This is a genomic window from Pseudoalteromonas sp. SS15, assembly GCF_049257195.1.
Taxonomy (GTDB): Bacteria; Pseudomonadota; Gammaproteobacteria; order Enterobacterales; family Alteromonadaceae; genus Pseudoalteromonas.
Map to the genome: position 1 here is coordinate 302,452 of NZ_JBMMUD010000005.1, position 17,166 is coordinate 319,617.

The 17,166-nt window shown below is 40.6% G+C and carries 16 protein-coding genes; 4 read left to right on the forward strand and 12 right to left on the reverse strand.

Going from position 1 to position 17,166, the window contains the following annotated elements; genetic code table 11:
- Positions 1 to 103 precede the first annotated feature (103 nt).
- The 7 genes from AAEU28_RS12560 to AAEU28_RS12590 all read right to left on the reverse strand — a co-directional run bounded on the left by AAEU28_RS12560 (position 104) and on the right by AAEU28_RS12590 (position 6,932).
- On the reverse strand, positions 104 to 1,861 hold the full coding sequence (locus AAEU28_RS12560; RefSeq protein ID WP_421964428.1) for an endonuclease: 1,758 nt from the start codon (positions 1,859 to 1,861) through the stop codon (positions 104 to 106).
- An 849-nt stretch (positions 1,862 to 2,710) separates the two neighbouring features.
- A complete protein-coding gene (locus AAEU28_RS12565) occupies positions 2,711 to 3,076 on the reverse strand; it encodes a GNAT family N-acetyltransferase (RefSeq protein ID WP_421964429.1) in 366 nt (121 codons plus the stop codon).
- 86 nt (positions 3,077 to 3,162) lie between these two features.
- Positions 3,163 to 5,001, reverse strand: a complete 1,839-nt coding sequence (locus tag AAEU28_RS12570; protein WP_421964430.1) for a S8 family peptidase — start codon at positions 4,999 to 5,001, stop codon at positions 3,163 to 3,165.
- A gap of 442 nt (positions 5,002 to 5,443) precedes the next feature.
- Positions 5,444 to 5,635: a hypothetical protein gene (locus AAEU28_RS12575; protein WP_421964431.1), complete on the reverse strand. Its 192-nt coding sequence runs from the start codon at positions 5,633 to 5,635 to the stop codon at positions 5,444 to 5,446.
- A 113-nt stretch (positions 5,636 to 5,748) separates the two neighbouring features.
- On the reverse strand, positions 5,749 to 6,147 hold the full coding sequence (gene fos, locus AAEU28_RS12580) for a fosfomycin resistance glutathione transferase (protein ID WP_421964432.1): 399 nt from the start codon (positions 6,145 to 6,147) through the stop codon (positions 5,749 to 5,751).
- A 51-nt stretch (positions 6,148 to 6,198) separates the two neighbouring features.
- Positions 6,199 to 6,465, reverse strand: a complete 267-nt coding sequence (locus AAEU28_RS12585; RefSeq protein WP_421964433.1) for a hypothetical protein — start codon at positions 6,463 to 6,465, stop codon at positions 6,199 to 6,201.
- Between the two features lie 104 nt (positions 6,466 to 6,569).
- Positions 6,570 to 6,932 (reverse strand): hypothetical protein, encoded by a 363-nt coding sequence (locus AAEU28_RS12590; RefSeq protein WP_421964434.1) that lies wholly within the window; start codon positions 6,930 to 6,932, stop codon positions 6,570 to 6,572.
- 207 nt (positions 6,933 to 7,139) lie between these two features.
- On the opposite strand from AAEU28_RS12590, the gene AAEU28_RS12595 reads away from it, so the two are divergent.
- From AAEU28_RS12595 to AAEU28_RS12610, 4 genes are all read left to right on the forward strand, one after another.
- Positions 7,140 to 7,586, forward strand: a complete 447-nt coding sequence (locus tag AAEU28_RS12595) for a hypothetical protein (protein ID WP_421964435.1) — start codon at positions 7,140 to 7,142, stop codon at positions 7,584 to 7,586.
- A gap of 72 nt (positions 7,587 to 7,658) precedes the next feature.
- Positions 7,659 to 9,545 carry a protein translocase subunit SecD gene (gene secD, locus AAEU28_RS12600; RefSeq protein WP_421964436.1) on the forward strand — a complete coding sequence of 629 codons (1,887 nt, stop codon included), beginning with the start codon at positions 7,659 to 7,661 and terminating at the stop codon, positions 9,543 to 9,545.
- Complete coding sequence (gene secF / locus AAEU28_RS12605; protein WP_421964437.1) at positions 9,538 to 10,440, forward strand: protein translocase subunit SecF; 903 nt, start codon at positions 9,538 to 9,540, stop codon at positions 10,438 to 10,440. Before secD ends, secF begins: the two co-directional genes overlap by 8 nt.
- 218 nt (positions 10,441 to 10,658) lie before the next feature.
- Positions 10,659 to 12,185 carry an alkaline phosphatase D family protein gene (locus AAEU28_RS12610; RefSeq protein WP_421964438.1) on the forward strand — a complete coding sequence of 509 codons (1,527 nt, stop codon included), beginning with the start codon at positions 10,659 to 10,661 and terminating at the stop codon, positions 12,183 to 12,185.
- An 81-nt stretch (positions 12,186 to 12,266) separates the two neighbouring features.
- On the opposite strand, the gene AAEU28_RS12615 is transcribed toward AAEU28_RS12610, so the two are convergent.
- From AAEU28_RS12615 to AAEU28_RS12635, 5 genes are all read right to left on the reverse strand, one after another.
- The gene (locus tag AAEU28_RS12615; protein ID WP_421964439.1) at positions 12,267 to 13,520 is read right to left on the reverse strand and encodes an adenylate/guanylate cyclase domain-containing protein; all 1,254 of its coding nucleotides are present in this window, start codon (positions 13,518 to 13,520) and stop codon (positions 12,267 to 12,269) included.
- A 151-nt stretch (positions 13,521 to 13,671) separates the two neighbouring features.
- Positions 13,672 to 15,333: a S8 family serine peptidase gene (locus AAEU28_RS12620; protein WP_421964440.1), complete on the reverse strand. Its 1,662-nt coding sequence runs from the start codon at positions 15,331 to 15,333 to the stop codon at positions 13,672 to 13,674.
- Positions 15,334 to 15,727: 394 nt separating this feature from the next.
- Positions 15,728 to 16,147: a hypothetical protein gene (locus tag AAEU28_RS12625; RefSeq protein WP_421964441.1), complete on the reverse strand. Its 420-nt coding sequence runs from the start codon at positions 16,145 to 16,147 to the stop codon at positions 15,728 to 15,730.
- A gap of 23 nt (positions 16,148 to 16,170) precedes the next feature.
- On the reverse strand, positions 16,171 to 16,698 hold the full coding sequence (locus tag AAEU28_RS12630) for a GNAT family N-acetyltransferase (protein WP_421964442.1): 528 nt from the start codon (positions 16,696 to 16,698) through the stop codon (positions 16,171 to 16,173).
- Between the two features lie 8 nt (positions 16,699 to 16,706).
- Complete coding sequence (locus AAEU28_RS12635; RefSeq protein WP_421964443.1) at positions 16,707 to 17,150, reverse strand: GNAT family N-acetyltransferase; 444 nt, start codon at positions 17,148 to 17,150, stop codon at positions 16,707 to 16,709.
- Positions 17,151 to 17,166 lie beyond the last annotated feature (16 nt).

The window sequence follows — 17,166 nt, forward strand, 5'->3', positions numbered from 1 at the left end:
TAATCTTCTATTATTTTTCTATCTCAAAATTTATTTAATTAAACTATGAAGTTGAAACAAAAAAGCCCGCTTAACAAAGCGGGCTTCTCGTCTTAAAAGATTCTTAGTTAATCTTAATTGACCAGGCGTTTAATGTGCCCACGTCTTGGTTGTAGTGATCTTGCACTCTTAACTGCCAAGTGCCTTTTACGCTACCCGATAAGTTCACCGTATAAGATTCGATGACATTATCAGCACTGTCACTGCCGATATAGTTTTTAAGCTGGTATTGAGCACCCGTCGGCGACGTCAACACTAGACTAATATCACCACGGTAAGTGTGGCTGATATTAACGTTTACGGTTGCAGTGCCTGATGTCGTTGAGTTATCAACATCAAGCGTTGAAGTCATTGCGCTGTTATCAGGAATAGAAGAAACACTATTCATTTCAAAGAATGTTTCTTCAACCACAGGTTCAGTAACAGGTGTACCGCCATTAAAGCTTTGACCTGTATTTACTTGGTTGTAAGTTGAAGCAGTCACTTGCCAAGTGAAGTCACTGTACTTTGAACCTGAGCCTGTAAGCTGTAGCGCATGGCCTACTGCTGTAGATGACGTTTCAGATACAGGAATTGCTGTTGAAGCTGTGCCCTGCGCTGCGCCATCAGTTGCAGTAAAGGTACCTTCATAACTTAAGAATTGAACTAGTTTGCCAGTGTTATCGACTAATGCGATACCGTCAGGGCCACCATTTTGTAGACCACTCATGGCGAAAAATTTAGTACCAAAACCAGATTGTTGATCAGCTAAAGTGCCTGAAAGTGAAATAGTTTTGTATGCAGCACCGCCGTTGCCATTATAAGCTACTAGCTGCCAACCACTTAGGTCTACCCCTGCAGCGCCTGCGATTTCAACACCTTCGTTTACATCCGAGCCATTGTTGTCATAGTGAAGTTCGTTTATCCAAGGTGTTGCGTCACTGCTACCTGTTTCACCACCACCAGTATCGCCACCGCCAGTACCAGTGCCTGCACCTACGCCTGAACAATCACTTTCAAAGATACATGCTACAAATTCAGGGTGATCGATAAAAGGGTTGCGGTTACCTTGATATTCAAAAATCACATCGTTACGACGGCGCTCAAAATCATCAACTGGATCGTCTTTGTGCCATTGAATAAGCACTGTTTTTAAACCCATGTAAGCAACCGCTTCATTACCACCCGTCTTAGAGGCTTCAATTTTACTGCGATCATCGGTCAAAATAAGATCAGGCTCTACAAAACCATTGGCATTTGTACCACCTTCATAACGCACTGCTAAATACATTAATGCACGGGCTACATCACCTCGACGACCCGGCCAAGTCTGCCAAATGCCGTCTAGGGGGCCTGACCCCATAGTTAAATTAACTTCAGAAGACGAACCGCCACGGTTGTTGTTTACATCAGTGGTTTTTGTTGAGCAAGACGCACTAGTACAGTTTGCATAAGGTTTGTTATTTCTGCTCGAATTGTAGCTACTATTTGATATAAATAAGTGATGCAGGTCTGTATATGCCAAATTTTGACTGCCATCTTTTGGAAAACCATAAGACTTCGGCCAAGAGTGTTCGCGGTTATAGTTAGTATTGCCGCCACCCACTTTGCTATAAACCGCATTTTTATATACATCAACAACTTGAGACGAATTATCTGGGTTTTCATCGGCTTTCTCAAGCACGTCCCAAGTATCTGTACTTGATGATGTATAAGGAATTTTTGTGTGACCTTTGATAATTGTATGCAAGCTTTGTTTCAGCGTTGTTGCATTTGCATTATCAATGTTTTGGTAATAGTTTTGTGGCGCAGCAGCCAAGGATGCACCTGATAACGAGCTCATTAGCATCGCCATCGATGTCAATCTAAGTGAGAATTTCATATTTAACCGTGTGTTTTAATTAAAATTTATTTTTATATTCACCTTCCTTTGCAAACTACTTCCAAAAGCCGACCCTATGTCAGCGCGCAGAAGTATACACTCTAATTTGTTACAAAAAGATAACAAAAGAATAATTTATCTAACGTGTCAACGCTGACAAAATTTCAATAATAAAAATAATTTATATTAAACAAGCAGTTAATTTATTTACATTTGTTTACTTAAAAGAGATCTTGCGCGGACTAAAGACATTGAGATTGTGGGATCCAGATGTTAGGCAGTTTTAGTTGATAAATTGAATGTGGTTGGCAAATTCAAATTTCAGAAAATCACTCAAATCAGTGGGCTTCGTTTTCTCTGCTTTTGAAGCACCCAGAATACTTCAATTCTTATGAGCCAGATTAAATAGGTGCGCAATGTAGATATGTGCTTTTAGATGCAATGATAGAATCTCGGCGGGGTAGCTGATGAGAAAGTGTATTTTTGGTAAAAAACTAAGGTAATTAAGCCAATTTTACACTCGAGTAAACCCAATTATGAATTTCTACACCATGAAAATCGAACGTTAATTGTCCTACATTCGTAAGTCCTAAATGTTTATAAAAACCATTGGCGTCATTTTCAACCCAAGTATAAAGCCAGAACTTAGGGCCTAACTCATTTTTATACCAGTCCTCTTAATTAAGCGGTCTATTTTGAGGCAAGGAAAACTTGTCGATAGCTAGGCGAAAATTTTGCTATTTAGTTGTTCTAAATAAGAAATTTTCAACGAAGTTAGCGTCAGTTTTAGTCCCTCAAAATGATTGAGTATTATTGAGGATTGGTATAACACCTTTGCAAAAGTGCTTTACCGATACCCTGCCCTTTAAATTGTGCATCAACATAAAGGCGTTCAATTTCATAGCCAAACTTAGATTGGTCTTTATAATTGCTCTGTCTATTTGCGAGCAAATAACCTTGTAAAATACCCTCTTGTTCAGCGACTAAAACGGTTTTATTTGGGCTATTTATGTCTTGCAGAATTGATCCAGTATTGAAGTTATGAACTACAAAGTCTGCATACTCAGATTTAACCCCTTCTTTTGCGTAAGTCGCTAACCAAACCTTGCTACTCAAAACAGATAAGCAAGTGATATCTTGTTCTGAGGCTTTTCTTATATTAGTTTCTGCTTTCATAATTTCTTTGTAAATTTATTTGGCGATAAAATAAAAAATGGCTTGTACAAAGACAAGCCATTTTTATTTTCGTATCAAACCATTAATTACAGTGCACAGCTACCTGCAAGTTTCCACTGTTTATATTGACCTGCATTTTCTGATGGCAGATCATTCTTAGTCCAGTAATTAGCCTCGAAAATTTGACCGTTAAAGGTTACTTGGTCGCCTTTCTTATAAGCTTGGTTTTCGTACCATGCTTTTGGACACGTTGATTCTGGTACATCACAGCCATTTGCTGCAATAAAGTCATATGCTGCTTTTGCATCAACTAAACCATGACCAAACTCGTTATCTTTACCTTCAGCACCGATGTCCGTTGCAGTAAAGTTAAGAACGTCGCGGATTTGAGAGCCTGTACAATTTGGGAAGTGGCTCCATACTTTCGCTGCAACACCAGTTACATGCGGCGTTGCCATTGATGTACCTGACTTATACTCATAACCGTACTTGTTATATTCAGTTAGCATCAGGCCACTGCTATTAATTAATTCACCAACCACATTTGACACTGTTAATGTCGGGAAATCAGTTGCGTAGTCAATGTTGTGAACGTCTCTTGATACCCACTCTGGAATACCTGCTGGCACGTCGAAGTATGTTACTAGAACCTGACCTTCATTTGCTTGACATGCAGCTGTTGCAGCATCAAAACCCGCTTTGTCAGTAGCACTTAATGTACCGTCAAAGTACTCGCTTAGGAATGCATCAAATGGGATCTTGTAGAAACAGCTTTCGCTTAATTGTGAGATACGTGGATAAGGTGTGTTACCTGCATCAATTTGCTTAAAGCCAGAAGAGAAATAACCGCCAGTTTTCGCATTCCAGATAAAGCGATTTACATTTACAGACTCGCTATCAACAGTAGAAAGTACACGTGTACCCGGTGCTGCAATTTCAACTTGGTCGTTCACCGCAGAGAAAGTTGAAATTTCAGTATTCTGATCAACTGACGCGACTGACATAACATTTTTGTATGACGCTGGGAATAGGTATGAATCATCACCATCAGTTGCTGTTGAGCCATGGTTACCTGCTGCTGCAACAATTAACACACCACGATTAGTCAAACGGTCTACTACATCACGCTCAGTATCAGAAGAACGAGAACCACCTAGTGACATATTAATGATGTTCGCACCTTGGTTTGCACACACTTCCATTGTTTCTAGAATATGCGAAGTTCTGAAACCTGAGTTTGCGCCATGTGCTGTGCGAGATAGCTTTTGCACATATGTGTCTACGGCACCATTAGAAACTACACCTACAACACCTTTACCATCTCGGTTAGCAATGATAGTACCCGCTACGTGTGTACCGTGGTCAACTGCATCGTTAAACCAAAAATCAGAGTAATCACTGTGGTTACCGCTCAAATTAGTTGCTGCAAACTCTTCGTGGTTGCCTTGGATACCTGAATCGATAACACACACTTTGATGCCATTATTCGCAGGATCAGCAACTAAATCAGACTTAGTCAATGTAATGCCGTAAGGAGTTACTTCTTGTTGAGCTAGATTTTCGAACTCATTATTCGTGAAGTTCGCCACAGTGACATCGCTGTCAACTTGTTCCAGCACAAAATTACTTGGAGACTGAGGAAGAATTGCAAAACGTTCTACATCTAGCTCTACACGCACACCAGAAATTTGCTGAAGCGCACTTGCTTGCTCTTCTGTTAACGAAATTAAACCTACAGTACCTTTGGCAACTTGAGTGATGTTTTTGATAATTTGTTGTTGATACTCAGCTGGAAGGCTAGATGCTTCATAAGTAATTAGATAATCAGCTTTTTTGTTATTTGAGTCTAGCGCTGTGTTCGCAACAGCTACGCTCGAACTTAAGATTGCTGCGCAAATTAAGCTTTTTTTAAATTTAGATTTCATCTTACTTTCTCTATTTTTATGAATTATTAGATTTGTCCCTTTTACAGTACAAAAGTAACTTTAAGAAAATGTAAAATCAAATTTAAAATTATGATTATCTACAATATCAGGCAATAACATATAACGAAGAGAGCTAAGCCCTCTATAAGAAAATGACCAAACATTCAGTGTTAAAAGGGTCTGAGCAGCTGTTTTGCTAATGCGAGCCTTAACACCTCTGACCTGTTAAATTTATTGAGAAATGAGTTTATTTCAGTTGGTATGTCTGAATTTTTTAACCACTTCATCGTGAAGTGTCAAAAATAAAACGGTTTTATCTGAACAAAAACGCTTTAATTAAGTTCAGATATTTACTATAGATGGCTATTGTGCGTTAAGACAAAGAGTGCCTAAACCTAAAAAAATTGCTTTGTCACGTGTTTACCAGTCATGCCATAAACAGCTACTTTTTCGCTTCCTGCAGTTCAATTAATAAGCTGTATGAATCAACTCGACCAAAAGCAACGGTATTTGCGACCATTGATTTCACTTGCCAACCATCTCCATTTAAAGCGGCTATTTTTTCATTCAGTGCAACCGTATCAATACCACCGGACCACCAAGATTTCTTTTTGAATTCAATTACTCTTTGCATTGCTATTATTCCTTAAATACCTAGATTTCCCTTCCTGCTTACTAGGACTTAAAACAGGAAAGAAACGCCTATCAAAATATAAATGTGCTTTATAAAACCTGATAACTTTATATTCAAAGCCAGATCAGACCTTTATATGGGTGAGCTTTCAAAGATGACAATCTGCTTTGCAGATCACCCACATGTATTTCTAATTTATGACCGTCTGGGTCCAAAATATAAAGCGACAAGCCTTCACTTTTGTTGTCTTTCCACTGCGATACATGCTTTGCAGAAACACGCGCTTTAAAATCCTCAAATTGATCAGGTGCAATATCAAAAGCAATATGGGTATAGTCATCTTTGCTACAGGGGTCATCACATGACAAGCAAAACCATAGCTCACCAACAGATAAGTAAGCGCCATTGTCCCACTTTACATGTGCCGTGAACCCTAAAATATCGCGATAAAACAAAATAGAGCGCTCTAAATCACTTACTGCGATGGTGATATGATTGATCCCCAAAAGCATGATTTTCTCCCAAAAGGTCTTGAACTGAAACGTGATTAACAGACTTGCTTATTAAAGCTCATTTGCAGTGTCTTTAGCTTTTTCGTTAATTTCCTTTAAAAGTTTTAATGACACATCTTTGATACACAAAAACACCATAACAATAGCTGGCATGAGTGCAGAAAAGTTGTTGTTACCTAGAGTATCTAAACCAACTGAATCGTCCTCTGTAAGATAAAGAAACTGAATATGAGTCGAGAGCATTTGCATTGCACACACGATAACTATTGTGGCGATAGCCCATTTCATCACTAATTTCGATAAAGTTTGATGAGACATAAATAAACTCCTTGTTTAAATGACATTGTGTTTAATTTTTATATTTATTGAAAATCAATTCATTGAATGGGTGAAATGAACAGTATCTAGAAAGCCTAAAATGATCACACAGATAAATTATTGAGCAGCATGCCCGGCATAAAAAAGACCATGGATAAGCTGATGGAACCGGTTACGACAAAAGCAATCACACAAAAAGCGGTTTGCAAATAAAACATACGAGGCTTAAATGCAGTTGTACTCAGTAAAGAAGCATAAATGGTATTAATAATACGCTTGAATGATTGACGCTTTATTTCAAGCCAAGTGCGAATGGATTGGATGTACATCACCATAAAACCGAAGATTAATTCAATACCCCCTACTTGCATAAAAAAAGCAAGCTCAGGTAATAGCAAAACACCAATGATTGCAAGCATGCCAAAAATAAACTTCTTAAATAAGCTCAGGTTTCGCCAATGTTCCATAATTTTCCTTTTAAATCTGAGTTCTTAACACTTACTCATATCTGTGAGGTATCTATAATTTATAGATATTTATCGAAATAACGATATAGCGTTTCTCATATAGGTTCAACCAAACCTAATATAAATAACCAAATAAGCTATCTTCCCCTTGATAAAAATCATCACGCCCTTATTATGCTTTCACGCTTTTAATTTGAACATGTTGCTTTGATCCGAATTTTAAAAATTCTTGCTGTGCTGTTTATACTGTTTGCCGATGCCCCTTCATCTGCCGAACAGATTGCGCATGTGCAGATTAATGTTCATAGCCAAACTAGTTATCAAAGTCCATTTGAGATTGCTGTAAGCAACGAGTTTTCATCGCAGCAACAATCTCAAAAACATCATATTACTGCCGATGATTCTGGGTTATTTTCAATTATTGAGCGCCCTTCTCAGCAGCAGGCCATTCGTTTTTTACATCCAAAACAGCAAAGCGAATTTATTTTAGTTTTTGAACTGGTGACAGATACGTTCATCAGCGAAAACCGTTTGCGCCCTGACAAGCTAGAACAACCTTGGTATCAATGCAATACGCGGCCAAACCACGGCTTTATTGATGCCTGTAAACCTGCCAATTTAGTTTATAAAGCAAGGCTTACCTACCACGCTTAATTTCACTCTATCGCAAAGAATCTTTTAATTTTTTCGGCAAAACTGTGTTTTGCTGCCCTAGATGAGTGAATTATGAAAAATCAATTAAACCCTAAGTCAAACAACCGTTTGACCCCATGGGCGTTGCTGTTAGTCATTGTATTTCTGGCAATTAGCGCGCTACCAAACCTTTATCCAAATAACACGGTATTAAAGGTCAGCAGTCATAACAATACGTTATCGGCGACTCAAATTAGCCAATATCTTGAAGACGCGCAATTGCCTGTGCGTGAAGCGACAGTAAATCATCAAACCGGTGAAATTCGTGTGTTGCTTGAACATCCAAAAGCAAGTGTGAATGCGCAAGCCGTATTACAAAAAAAGTTGCAAACACAATTACAAAACGCAGCAAACATTAGCGTGCAAAGTGAAGCAACTACACCTGCATGGCTGCAAAGTTTTAATTTATCGCCTTTAAAACTGGGCTTAGATTTAAACGGCGGCGTGCTATTTGTGTTAAAAGTCGATACCGACAAAGCCCTCGAAGAGCGACTCGAAAAACTGCGTTTAGTCGCAAAAGATTATCGTATTGAGCACAAATTACGTGGTATCAAGATTGAAGCAGCCCGTGATAATAGTGTGGTTATAAAAGCCAACAGTAACCAAGCTGATAAGCTCGCGACTTTAGTGAAGCTTTTAAAAGCAGACTACCCAAGCCTTACGAGTATTGAACAAAACACGGCAAGCCAAGTGATTTGGCAACTTGGTTTTGACGAAGCCAACCAAAAGCAGATAGCTGAACAAGCAATAGGCCAAGCCATTAGTACTTTGCGTTCGCGTATCGAGCAATTAGGGATCACAGAAGCAGTTACACAGCGTCAAGGTAAGCAGCATATTCGAATTGAGTTACCGGGTGTACAAGATCCTGCTGCTGCAAAACGCTTAATTGGTGCAACTGCTGAGTTGTCTTTTCACGCATTGAAAGACATTGGAGGTCACACTTACAAGTATAAAGATGGCGGCACAGCTAAATTGAACCCATTGCCTATTTTTACTGGCTCAGAGATTGAATCGGCTCAGGCTGGTCGCGATGAGTCAGGGCAACCGCTAGTACAACTTATGCTCTCCCCTGCTGGCGGCGATAAGATGAGTCGTTTCTCGCGACAAAACATTGGCAAGCCAATGGCCACCCTGTATGGCGAATATCACCAAAATCAAAAAGGGGATGTGGTTAAACAACAAGAAGTGATTTCGGTCGCCACCATTCAACAAGCCCTTAATCGCCAATTTAGTATCACTAATTTAGGCACCATGCAGCGTGCACAAGAGCTGGCTATGGTATTGCGTGCCGGGTCACTTCAAGCACCGATCACCATTGTTGAAGAGCAAACGATTGGCCCAAGCCTAGGCGAGCAAAACATTGAAAACGGGTTTAATGCCCTCAAGCTGGGCTTAGCTGTCACCCTACTATTCATGTTGGCCTGTTACGGGCGACTCGGTGTAGTCGCCATCATTGCATTGGTGGTGAATCTTGTTTGTTTACTTGGGTTAATGTCGTTATTACCTGGAGCGGTGTTAACCCTACCAGGGATCGCGGGTTTAGTACTCACCATAGGTATGGCGGTCGATACCAATGTGATTATTTTTGAGCGCATTAGAGATGAAATCAAACAAGGTGCCAGCACGCTTGGCGCTTTAAAACGCGGCTATCAACATGCTATGTCGAGCATTATCGATGCGAACCTAACGACGATGATCACCGCGCTGGTTTTACTTGGTGTAGGTTATGGTCCAATCAAAGGCTTTGCTATTACGTTAGCCCTTGGGATCTTAACCAGTTTGTTCTCGGGCGTATTGGTGTCGTCTTACCTGTCGCCACTCTTTCTTAAACATGAGAGAAAAAAAGAGCATCAAAAAGATAAAAACAAAGCCCAACTAGAATCAGTAACAACAAAGAAAGAAGGAGCGCATCATGCATAATATTTGGCAGTCAGCCCGTAAAATGGGCTTCATATTTAGTCTACTTGCTATTGTTGTTAGCCTTGGCGCTTTAGCCCTTAACCCCATTATATTTGGTTTAGATTTTACGGGTGGTACCGTTTTAGACTTCACGTTAATGTCGCTAACCAGTATGAGTGAGCTGCAAACCACATTAAGTACCTTAACATCAGACGCATTTAGCTTATCGCAAAGCCAAGACGGCCACTGGCGGGTGTTGTTTTTACCCGACGTGGCTTCAGATTCAATCGCCGCTTTTCAAACTGCGATTGAGTCAAAGTTAAATGCCAATATCCTAGAAAGTAAGTTTTTAGGCGCTCAAGTAGGTGAAGAACTCAAAACCAGTGGTGCACTGGCGGCTGTGTTTGCTGTGGTGTCTGTGTTGATTTATTTAATGGTGCGTTTTGAGTGGCGACTCGCAGTGGCTGCAACTGTCGCTCTTTTCCACGATGTATTAATCACCATCGCTTTATTCACAGTGCTTGGTTTAACCTTCGATTTAACGGTACTGGCAGCGCTCTTAGCGATTATCGGTTACTCGCTCAACGACAGTATTATCATTGGCGACCGCATTCGTGAGCTCATTCGTGCCAAACCAGAGCAACAAATTGGTCATTCAATTAATGAAGCCTTGCAAAGTACATTACGACGCACGCTGATCACCTCGTTTACCACACTCGCCACGGTTTTTGCGATTTGGTTGCTCGGAGGCGATGCCTTAAATGGTTTTGCCAGCGCCCTGTTAATTGGTTTAACTGCGGGTACCTTGTCATCTATTTTTATCAGTGCAACCTTGCCTGAATTTATGGGCTTAAGTTTTGCAAACTATCAAAACCAAGACAGCGATGAGGTGAAAAAACTACTCGCTGAGCCTTAACCAGAATTTAGAGCATTTAGCTCACTCATCAATTATGAGTGAGCTTCTATTTATATTCATAGACTTAGAAATTACTCATTTCTAAAAAAGTAGATTCAAATTAACATTTTTGTAACTTTTAAGTGTTAAATCTAGCGCTCCCTTTTTTAGAGTAATTACTTATGTCTATTTCACGTCGAAGTTTTTTGAAAGGATCAGCTCTACTGAGCGTGATGCCAATGAGTTTAACACTCTCGGGTTGTACGTTTAAAACCAACCCTTTCAGCCATGGCGTTGCCAGTGGTGATCCGCTCCATGATGCGGTGATCATTTGGACTCGAGTCACCATTCCTGAAGAAATCACTCAAGTTGTCGATATCAACAGCCTGGTATTGTCTGTTCGCTGGCAAGTATCAACGTCTTCTTCATTCGCGACTATCGAAACTGAAAGCAAGGTTGAAACCAGTATAGATCGAGATTTTACCGTTAAAGTCGATGTCACAGGTTTAAATGCTGATAGCACTTATTACTATCGCTTTATCATCGAAGAGCTCGATGAGCCTATAGTGTCGCCAGTCGGTCGCACCAAAACTTTACCTCAATATGATGTGTCTGAAGTAAAGCTAGCGATGACATCTTGTTCACACTTTAGCTATGGCTATTTTAACGTCTATGCTCGAATCGCAGAAATGGATGATCTCGATGCGGTTTTACATTTAGGCGACTATTTATATGAGTACGGTAACGAAGATGTTTATCGTAACCCATTATTATGGAAGAGGCTGGTAGAGCCAAAACATGAAATGGTGTCACTCAATGATTACCGCTTACGTCATGCCACTTATAAAACAGATGAAGATTTGCAAACCCTACACCAAACCCACCCTATGATCTGTATTTGGGATGATCATGAGTTTACCAATGACACTTGGCGTGGCGGTGCGCAAAACCATAATGACAATGAAGGTGACTGGCAAACCCGAGCCAATGCAGCCATTCAAGCATATTATGAGTGGATGCCTATTCGAGAGCCTCAAAGTGGTAAGCGTGAAAAAGCGTATCGCAAATTCGAATTTGGTCAGTTGCTGCATTTAAATATGCTCGATACCCGTTATGTAGGTCGCGATGAGCAAGTCGATGTGAAAGACGATGCGCGCCTAGACCCAATGCGGACTTTGTTGGGCTTTGAACAAGAGCAATGGTTAGAAGACAATCTGCTCGATGCCAAAAATAATGGCGTGAAGTGGAATTTAATTGGTCAACAAGTGCAAATTATGCAAATTCAGATGTTTGGTAAACCCATTAACGCCGATGCTTGGGATGGCTATCCTGCCGCTCGAGACAGATTACTGAACTTTGTTGAACAAAGAGACATTAAAAATGTGGTGTTTTTAACTGGCGATGTACACTCATCTTGGGCTGCCGATATTGCTAAAAACCCGTACGACTGGCGTGAATATAATCGCTTTACCCATGATGGTGCACTTGCCGTTGAAATAGTCACACCTTCTGTCACTTCGCCGTCAATTCCTGTACCGGGTTTGCAGCAAATAGTGGGAGATGTCGGCAATATTCTAAAACCTGAAAACCCACATATTCGTTATGTTGACCTTAAAAACCGAGGTTTTGTTACCCTTAATATCAAGCAAGACAAACTCACTTCTCAATGGCACCATGTGCCAATTGTAGGTTTTAAAAATAACCAGTCATTCGTTGATAGAACCCTGTATGTTAATTCAGGCGAAGCCAAACTGCACAAATTGTAATCTGGCAATCAGCACGCGAATTTGAACATAAGGGGAGCTTAGCTCCCCTTAAAGTCATGTAGAAAAGTATTTATATGATGTTCATTGAAAAGAATAAACATTGACTGTTTTGTCTCGACCTTTGAGTTTTACATCTGCAACCCAAGCTAAATCCGACATCTCTGATTTTTCCGCGGTGTCTTCACTGACAAGTAATACTTGCCCAAGCTCTTTAGTTTTGCTCTCTATTCTCGCTGCGACATTAACTGTGTCGCCAATTACGGTGTAATCCATACAACTCAAACTCCCCACATTACCTGCAATGGCTTCACCACTGTGAATACCAATGCCAATTTCAAGCTGTGGAAGGCCTTGCTCGGCAAATTGTTTATTTAACTCTATTAGTTCTTTAAGCATGCCCTTTGCAGCATTTATTGCACCTTGAGCGCTATTCATTCCCGCTTGTGGCGCACCAAACACGGCCATAATGGCATCACCGATAAATTTATCTATCATGCCATCATGTTTAAAAATAGGATTGCTCATGGCTGAGAAATAGCGATTTAGAATACGAGTAACTACCTCTGGTTCATTGCGCTCACATAAGGTGGTGAAATTACGAATATCGGCCATCAAAATAGTCACTTCGCGGCGCTCACCGCCCGGCTCTATGTCAACAGCTCCGGTTTCTACCGCGCTGACTAGCTTTTCAGGCAGATAACGTAATAACCTTTCACGATGGCGTAAGCGCGTATAGGTATTGGTAATGTAATGAGAAATAGACCAAGCGAGTAACCCCGAGAATAGCACGATGATCTGTTCGTGGATCTCTATGGTTCGGTCAGTCTGGCTGTGCTCTAAAATAAGCGTTGTCGCAGCTAAACAACACAGCGTCGAAAAGTAAATAATCACGCGACCTTGCCTGAATGCACTCATGACATTAAATAGGATTAGCGCGCTGATCAGCATCAATTCAAATTGTGTTTGGTGCAGATCGCGTAAGAAGTGCCCTATTTCGGCCAAATATTCCATTTCTAATGTAATGGCTAAAATAATCACATAATCGAATAAAATTGACACATACTTGAGCCAAGGCTTATAGCTGCCTGTGGTTGCCCAGTGCCGAACCAGCCAACACCAAACTGCTGTTATAACCATCGACCCAAGATCGACACTGATTAAAATTAAATCCAGTCCCTGACTGAGCGTACCGACCAGTAATTCGAGTAAAAACAGCGCCATCAAACCAAAAAAACGAATTTTGTTGATGTGGTTTTCCATTTCCATTTCGCGCTGCTGGTAACAATCGGTCAAGAGCGAGTCAAAGCTGTCATCAATATGTTTTAACCATTTCATAAGTTTGAGTGTTCTGCTTTTTTATTAAACATAGCTTGTCATAACAATGAGTACGAAAAATGAATCAAAAAATTGCAATAAAAAGCAAAAGGCAATTTAGTTACCTAAATTGCCTTTAATAACAAAAGTATTGGGAATTTATTTAAAAACGTTACTTACAAGCGCCTTTGTTCGCCCATACATCCCAACGACCTGAGAATTGCTCAGGGTTTTGATCTATGTTCCACCACTTTGCTTCGTACAAATTGCCATTTAATGAAACGCGATCTTTAGATAAGTAAACCTTACCTGCTGACCATGTTGGCGTACCATTACATCCACCCGTATTGCCATCCGTTACCTTGATGACTTCAGATTTACTAGCAACTTGACCAACAGTGTCTCTTACAGTCAATTTAACAGTATACTCTCCAGCACTTGCATACGTGTGGCTTGGGTTTTTGCTTGAACTAGTTGCCCCATCACCAAACTCCCACGAGTAAGCAGCAATCCCTTTGTCGTCATATGAGCTGTCAGTCAGTTGTATGGTTTTACCGTTTAGCGTTACCTTGAAACTCGCAACAGGTTTGGCATCCCCAGGGCCTTCACATGTACTTGAAGCTAAATAGTCGTATGCTGCTTTTGCTTGCACAATACCATGACCATAGGAAGTATCACGCCCTGCAGCACCTTTATCTTTAGCTGTAGCATTTAATGCATCACGAATTTGTTGGTTATTACACTCAGGGAAATGACTCCATACCAGTGCTGCAACACCCGATACATGTGGCGTTGCCATTGATGTGCCGCTAATGCTTCGATAGTTGTTATTATTCCATGTAGAATTAACACCAACACCCGGTGCGGCGATTTCGACTTGGCTGTTGTATTGCGAGAATGACGCTTTGTTTTCACGGCTATCAACCGCTGCTACTGAAACAACCGAGTCATATGATGCAGGATAGCTCATGGAACTATTACCACCATTACCAGCTGCGGCAATATGCAGCATGCCTTGCGCATAGCTGTTTGCAAATGCTTGACGTTCTGCATTTGACTGGCCTGAACCACCAAGACTCATACTCGTGACATTGGCACCCGCTAGCTGACATTGCTCAATCGCTTTAACTAGGTCCGAGCCATAAGCCCAGCGGCCTGAATCGTTGAATACTTTTACGATATGTAAACCAAGCTGACCTGATGGGTTTACCCCCACCACACCTTGACCATTGCCACCAATCGCAGCAATCGTGCCTGCTACATGCGTACCGTGACCATTACCATCGTTGTACCAGTTACCTGTATTGTTACTGCCGTAGCCGTCATCACCAGTAATTCCCGTTGAAGGTAAATCTGGGTGATTTAAGGTATAACCTGTATCCATGATACATACCTTACGATTGCCCGACATGGTGTCTGACAACTGGTTAGCTTGCACCATATTGATGCCATAAGGCGTGCTTTCAGCCATTAGGTAACGCTTTGGATCTACTTCGATAGACAACACATCTGAGCGTGCAGCTAACAAAGCTTTTTGCTCAGAAGTTAGAGACATAGACACCGCATTAATTGACGGTAAAACTTGTTCAGCTTGAGCCGATACCGTCAGTGCAACTGACTGAAGACGATTCATTTGAAGCTGTTTGGTTTGTTGTGGGCTTAGCTCAAAAGGCTGCGCAATTGTGCCTTGCTCACTTTTAAGTGTAACGATGTAACGCTCAGCCTGATTTGTTTCGATACTGCTTTCATCTATCAGTGTCGATGCATGAACTGCTGGGACCAATGCACCGCAAAAAATAAGTGCCTGTGTAGTTTTGTTCAACTTGGTTTTCATTTTGATTCCTTATCTTGTTTTTAGAGCGCAAACGATTAACAAATCATTTACAAGCAACAAGAAAAGAACAAATGTCCAACGCTGTCAATTTGTTTTTATTATAGGTGCAAAAACTCTAAATACTTCATTTCCTACTGTAAAACCTCCATTACACTGGACTGTGAATGTTCATACGTCTAGACGTGTATTGTTTGAGCAAAGTTTGTACTAACTTAAATACAGCTGCACAGAATTTGTTACGAAATTGTTATAACCTAAAGTGATAAGGTATGATTTTATGATTTTAATTGTTCTAAGAAAATGGGCACTCACTTTAACTTTCAGCAAATAGTCAGCGGCCAAATGTCGTAATGAAATGTTTTATGGGCTTACAAAAATATAAGCCCATTTGAAATTAAAGTGATTTTAACAAGCGATAGCCATTGTCACTTAATTGAAAATGAACGCCGTATACGTCACTACCACCGAACATCACTTTCTTCGACTCAATTTGAATGCCATTATCTTTGAATAGTTTCTCTAAAGACTTAGCACCATTTTGAAGCGCATTTTGATCTGTGCTGAAACTCGATTCAGACATAATAAATACGACTTTACCTGACTGACCTGCAGCAGCTCTCAATTTAATACCTGCTAACTCAATATCTTTTGTAGCACCGGTCATGCCTGAACAATCTGTATCTAACAGCATATCGCTACAACTTGCTGCAACACTATATGTACCGACCATCTCACCATTGAAGTTGACTGATTCAGGCGTAGACATACAGCCAGAAAGTACAAGAGCAGCTGTTGCTATGGCCAACTTTTTCATTGTTTACCTTTTATATTTATTGTTTAACGAATGTATTCATATTGGTAGTCATCAATTGACCTACCTTTTATCACAACATTATCTTTAAGTAATGCGGCTTGGATGAAACCTGACTTTTCTAATAACTTTATCGAGCTCGTATTTTGAGTCGAGCAAATCGCTTTCAGCTTTTGTAGGTTAAGCACATCAAAAGAAAACGTCTTTACCCGTTTAAGTGCTTCAAACGCATACCCTTTGCCTTGCTTGCAAGGATTTAATAAAAACCCGACTTCGCCAATATGCTGCTCGTGATCAAGTATTTTGACCGAGATATTTCCGACTTTTTCACCTGTATTAGTGTCAGTGATACCAAAACATAACCAATCATGACTGTCGCTATCCCACGGCTGAGCAAAAGCCTCGAAGCTAGCCTCAGCTTCTTCTAACGTACTAGGATCATAACAGTGTTCCATCACCTCAGGGTCCATACATAAATGAATGAAAAGAGACTTATCGCTTTCATTTAAAGGGGCTAAGGTGAGTCTTTCGGTAACTAATATTGTTTTGTTCATTTATTCTATTACTTTTTTGGCGCTTTAATCACAAACCCCTTCTCGATACCTGCTTTAAAGCCTACCGACTCATATACTCGGTGCGCGCCAGTGAGATTCTCGCCTGAGAGCAGCATGACTTTATAGCAATTTAGCTCCCATGCTTTTTGAATGCTAAACTCAAGTACCTGTTGACTTAATCCACGACGGCGGAATTTTTCTGCGGTGATCACATGTTCAATAATGGCAAAAGGTCGACCACCATTCGCAATACTCTTATTTAAACCCAGTGCGCAAGTTGCGGCTAACCCCCCTTCGATATCTGCCACTACAATATGTGTTTCTGGGCAGCGCATCATCTCTGCCCATACTTGCTCAGAAAAAGACTTTTCGAGCTCGGGGTCATGCGGACGTAGTTCTCGGTATAAGTTGAGCACGTGTGGAAGATCTTCTAGATTTGCTAGGCGGATCATGACTTTTCCTTATCAG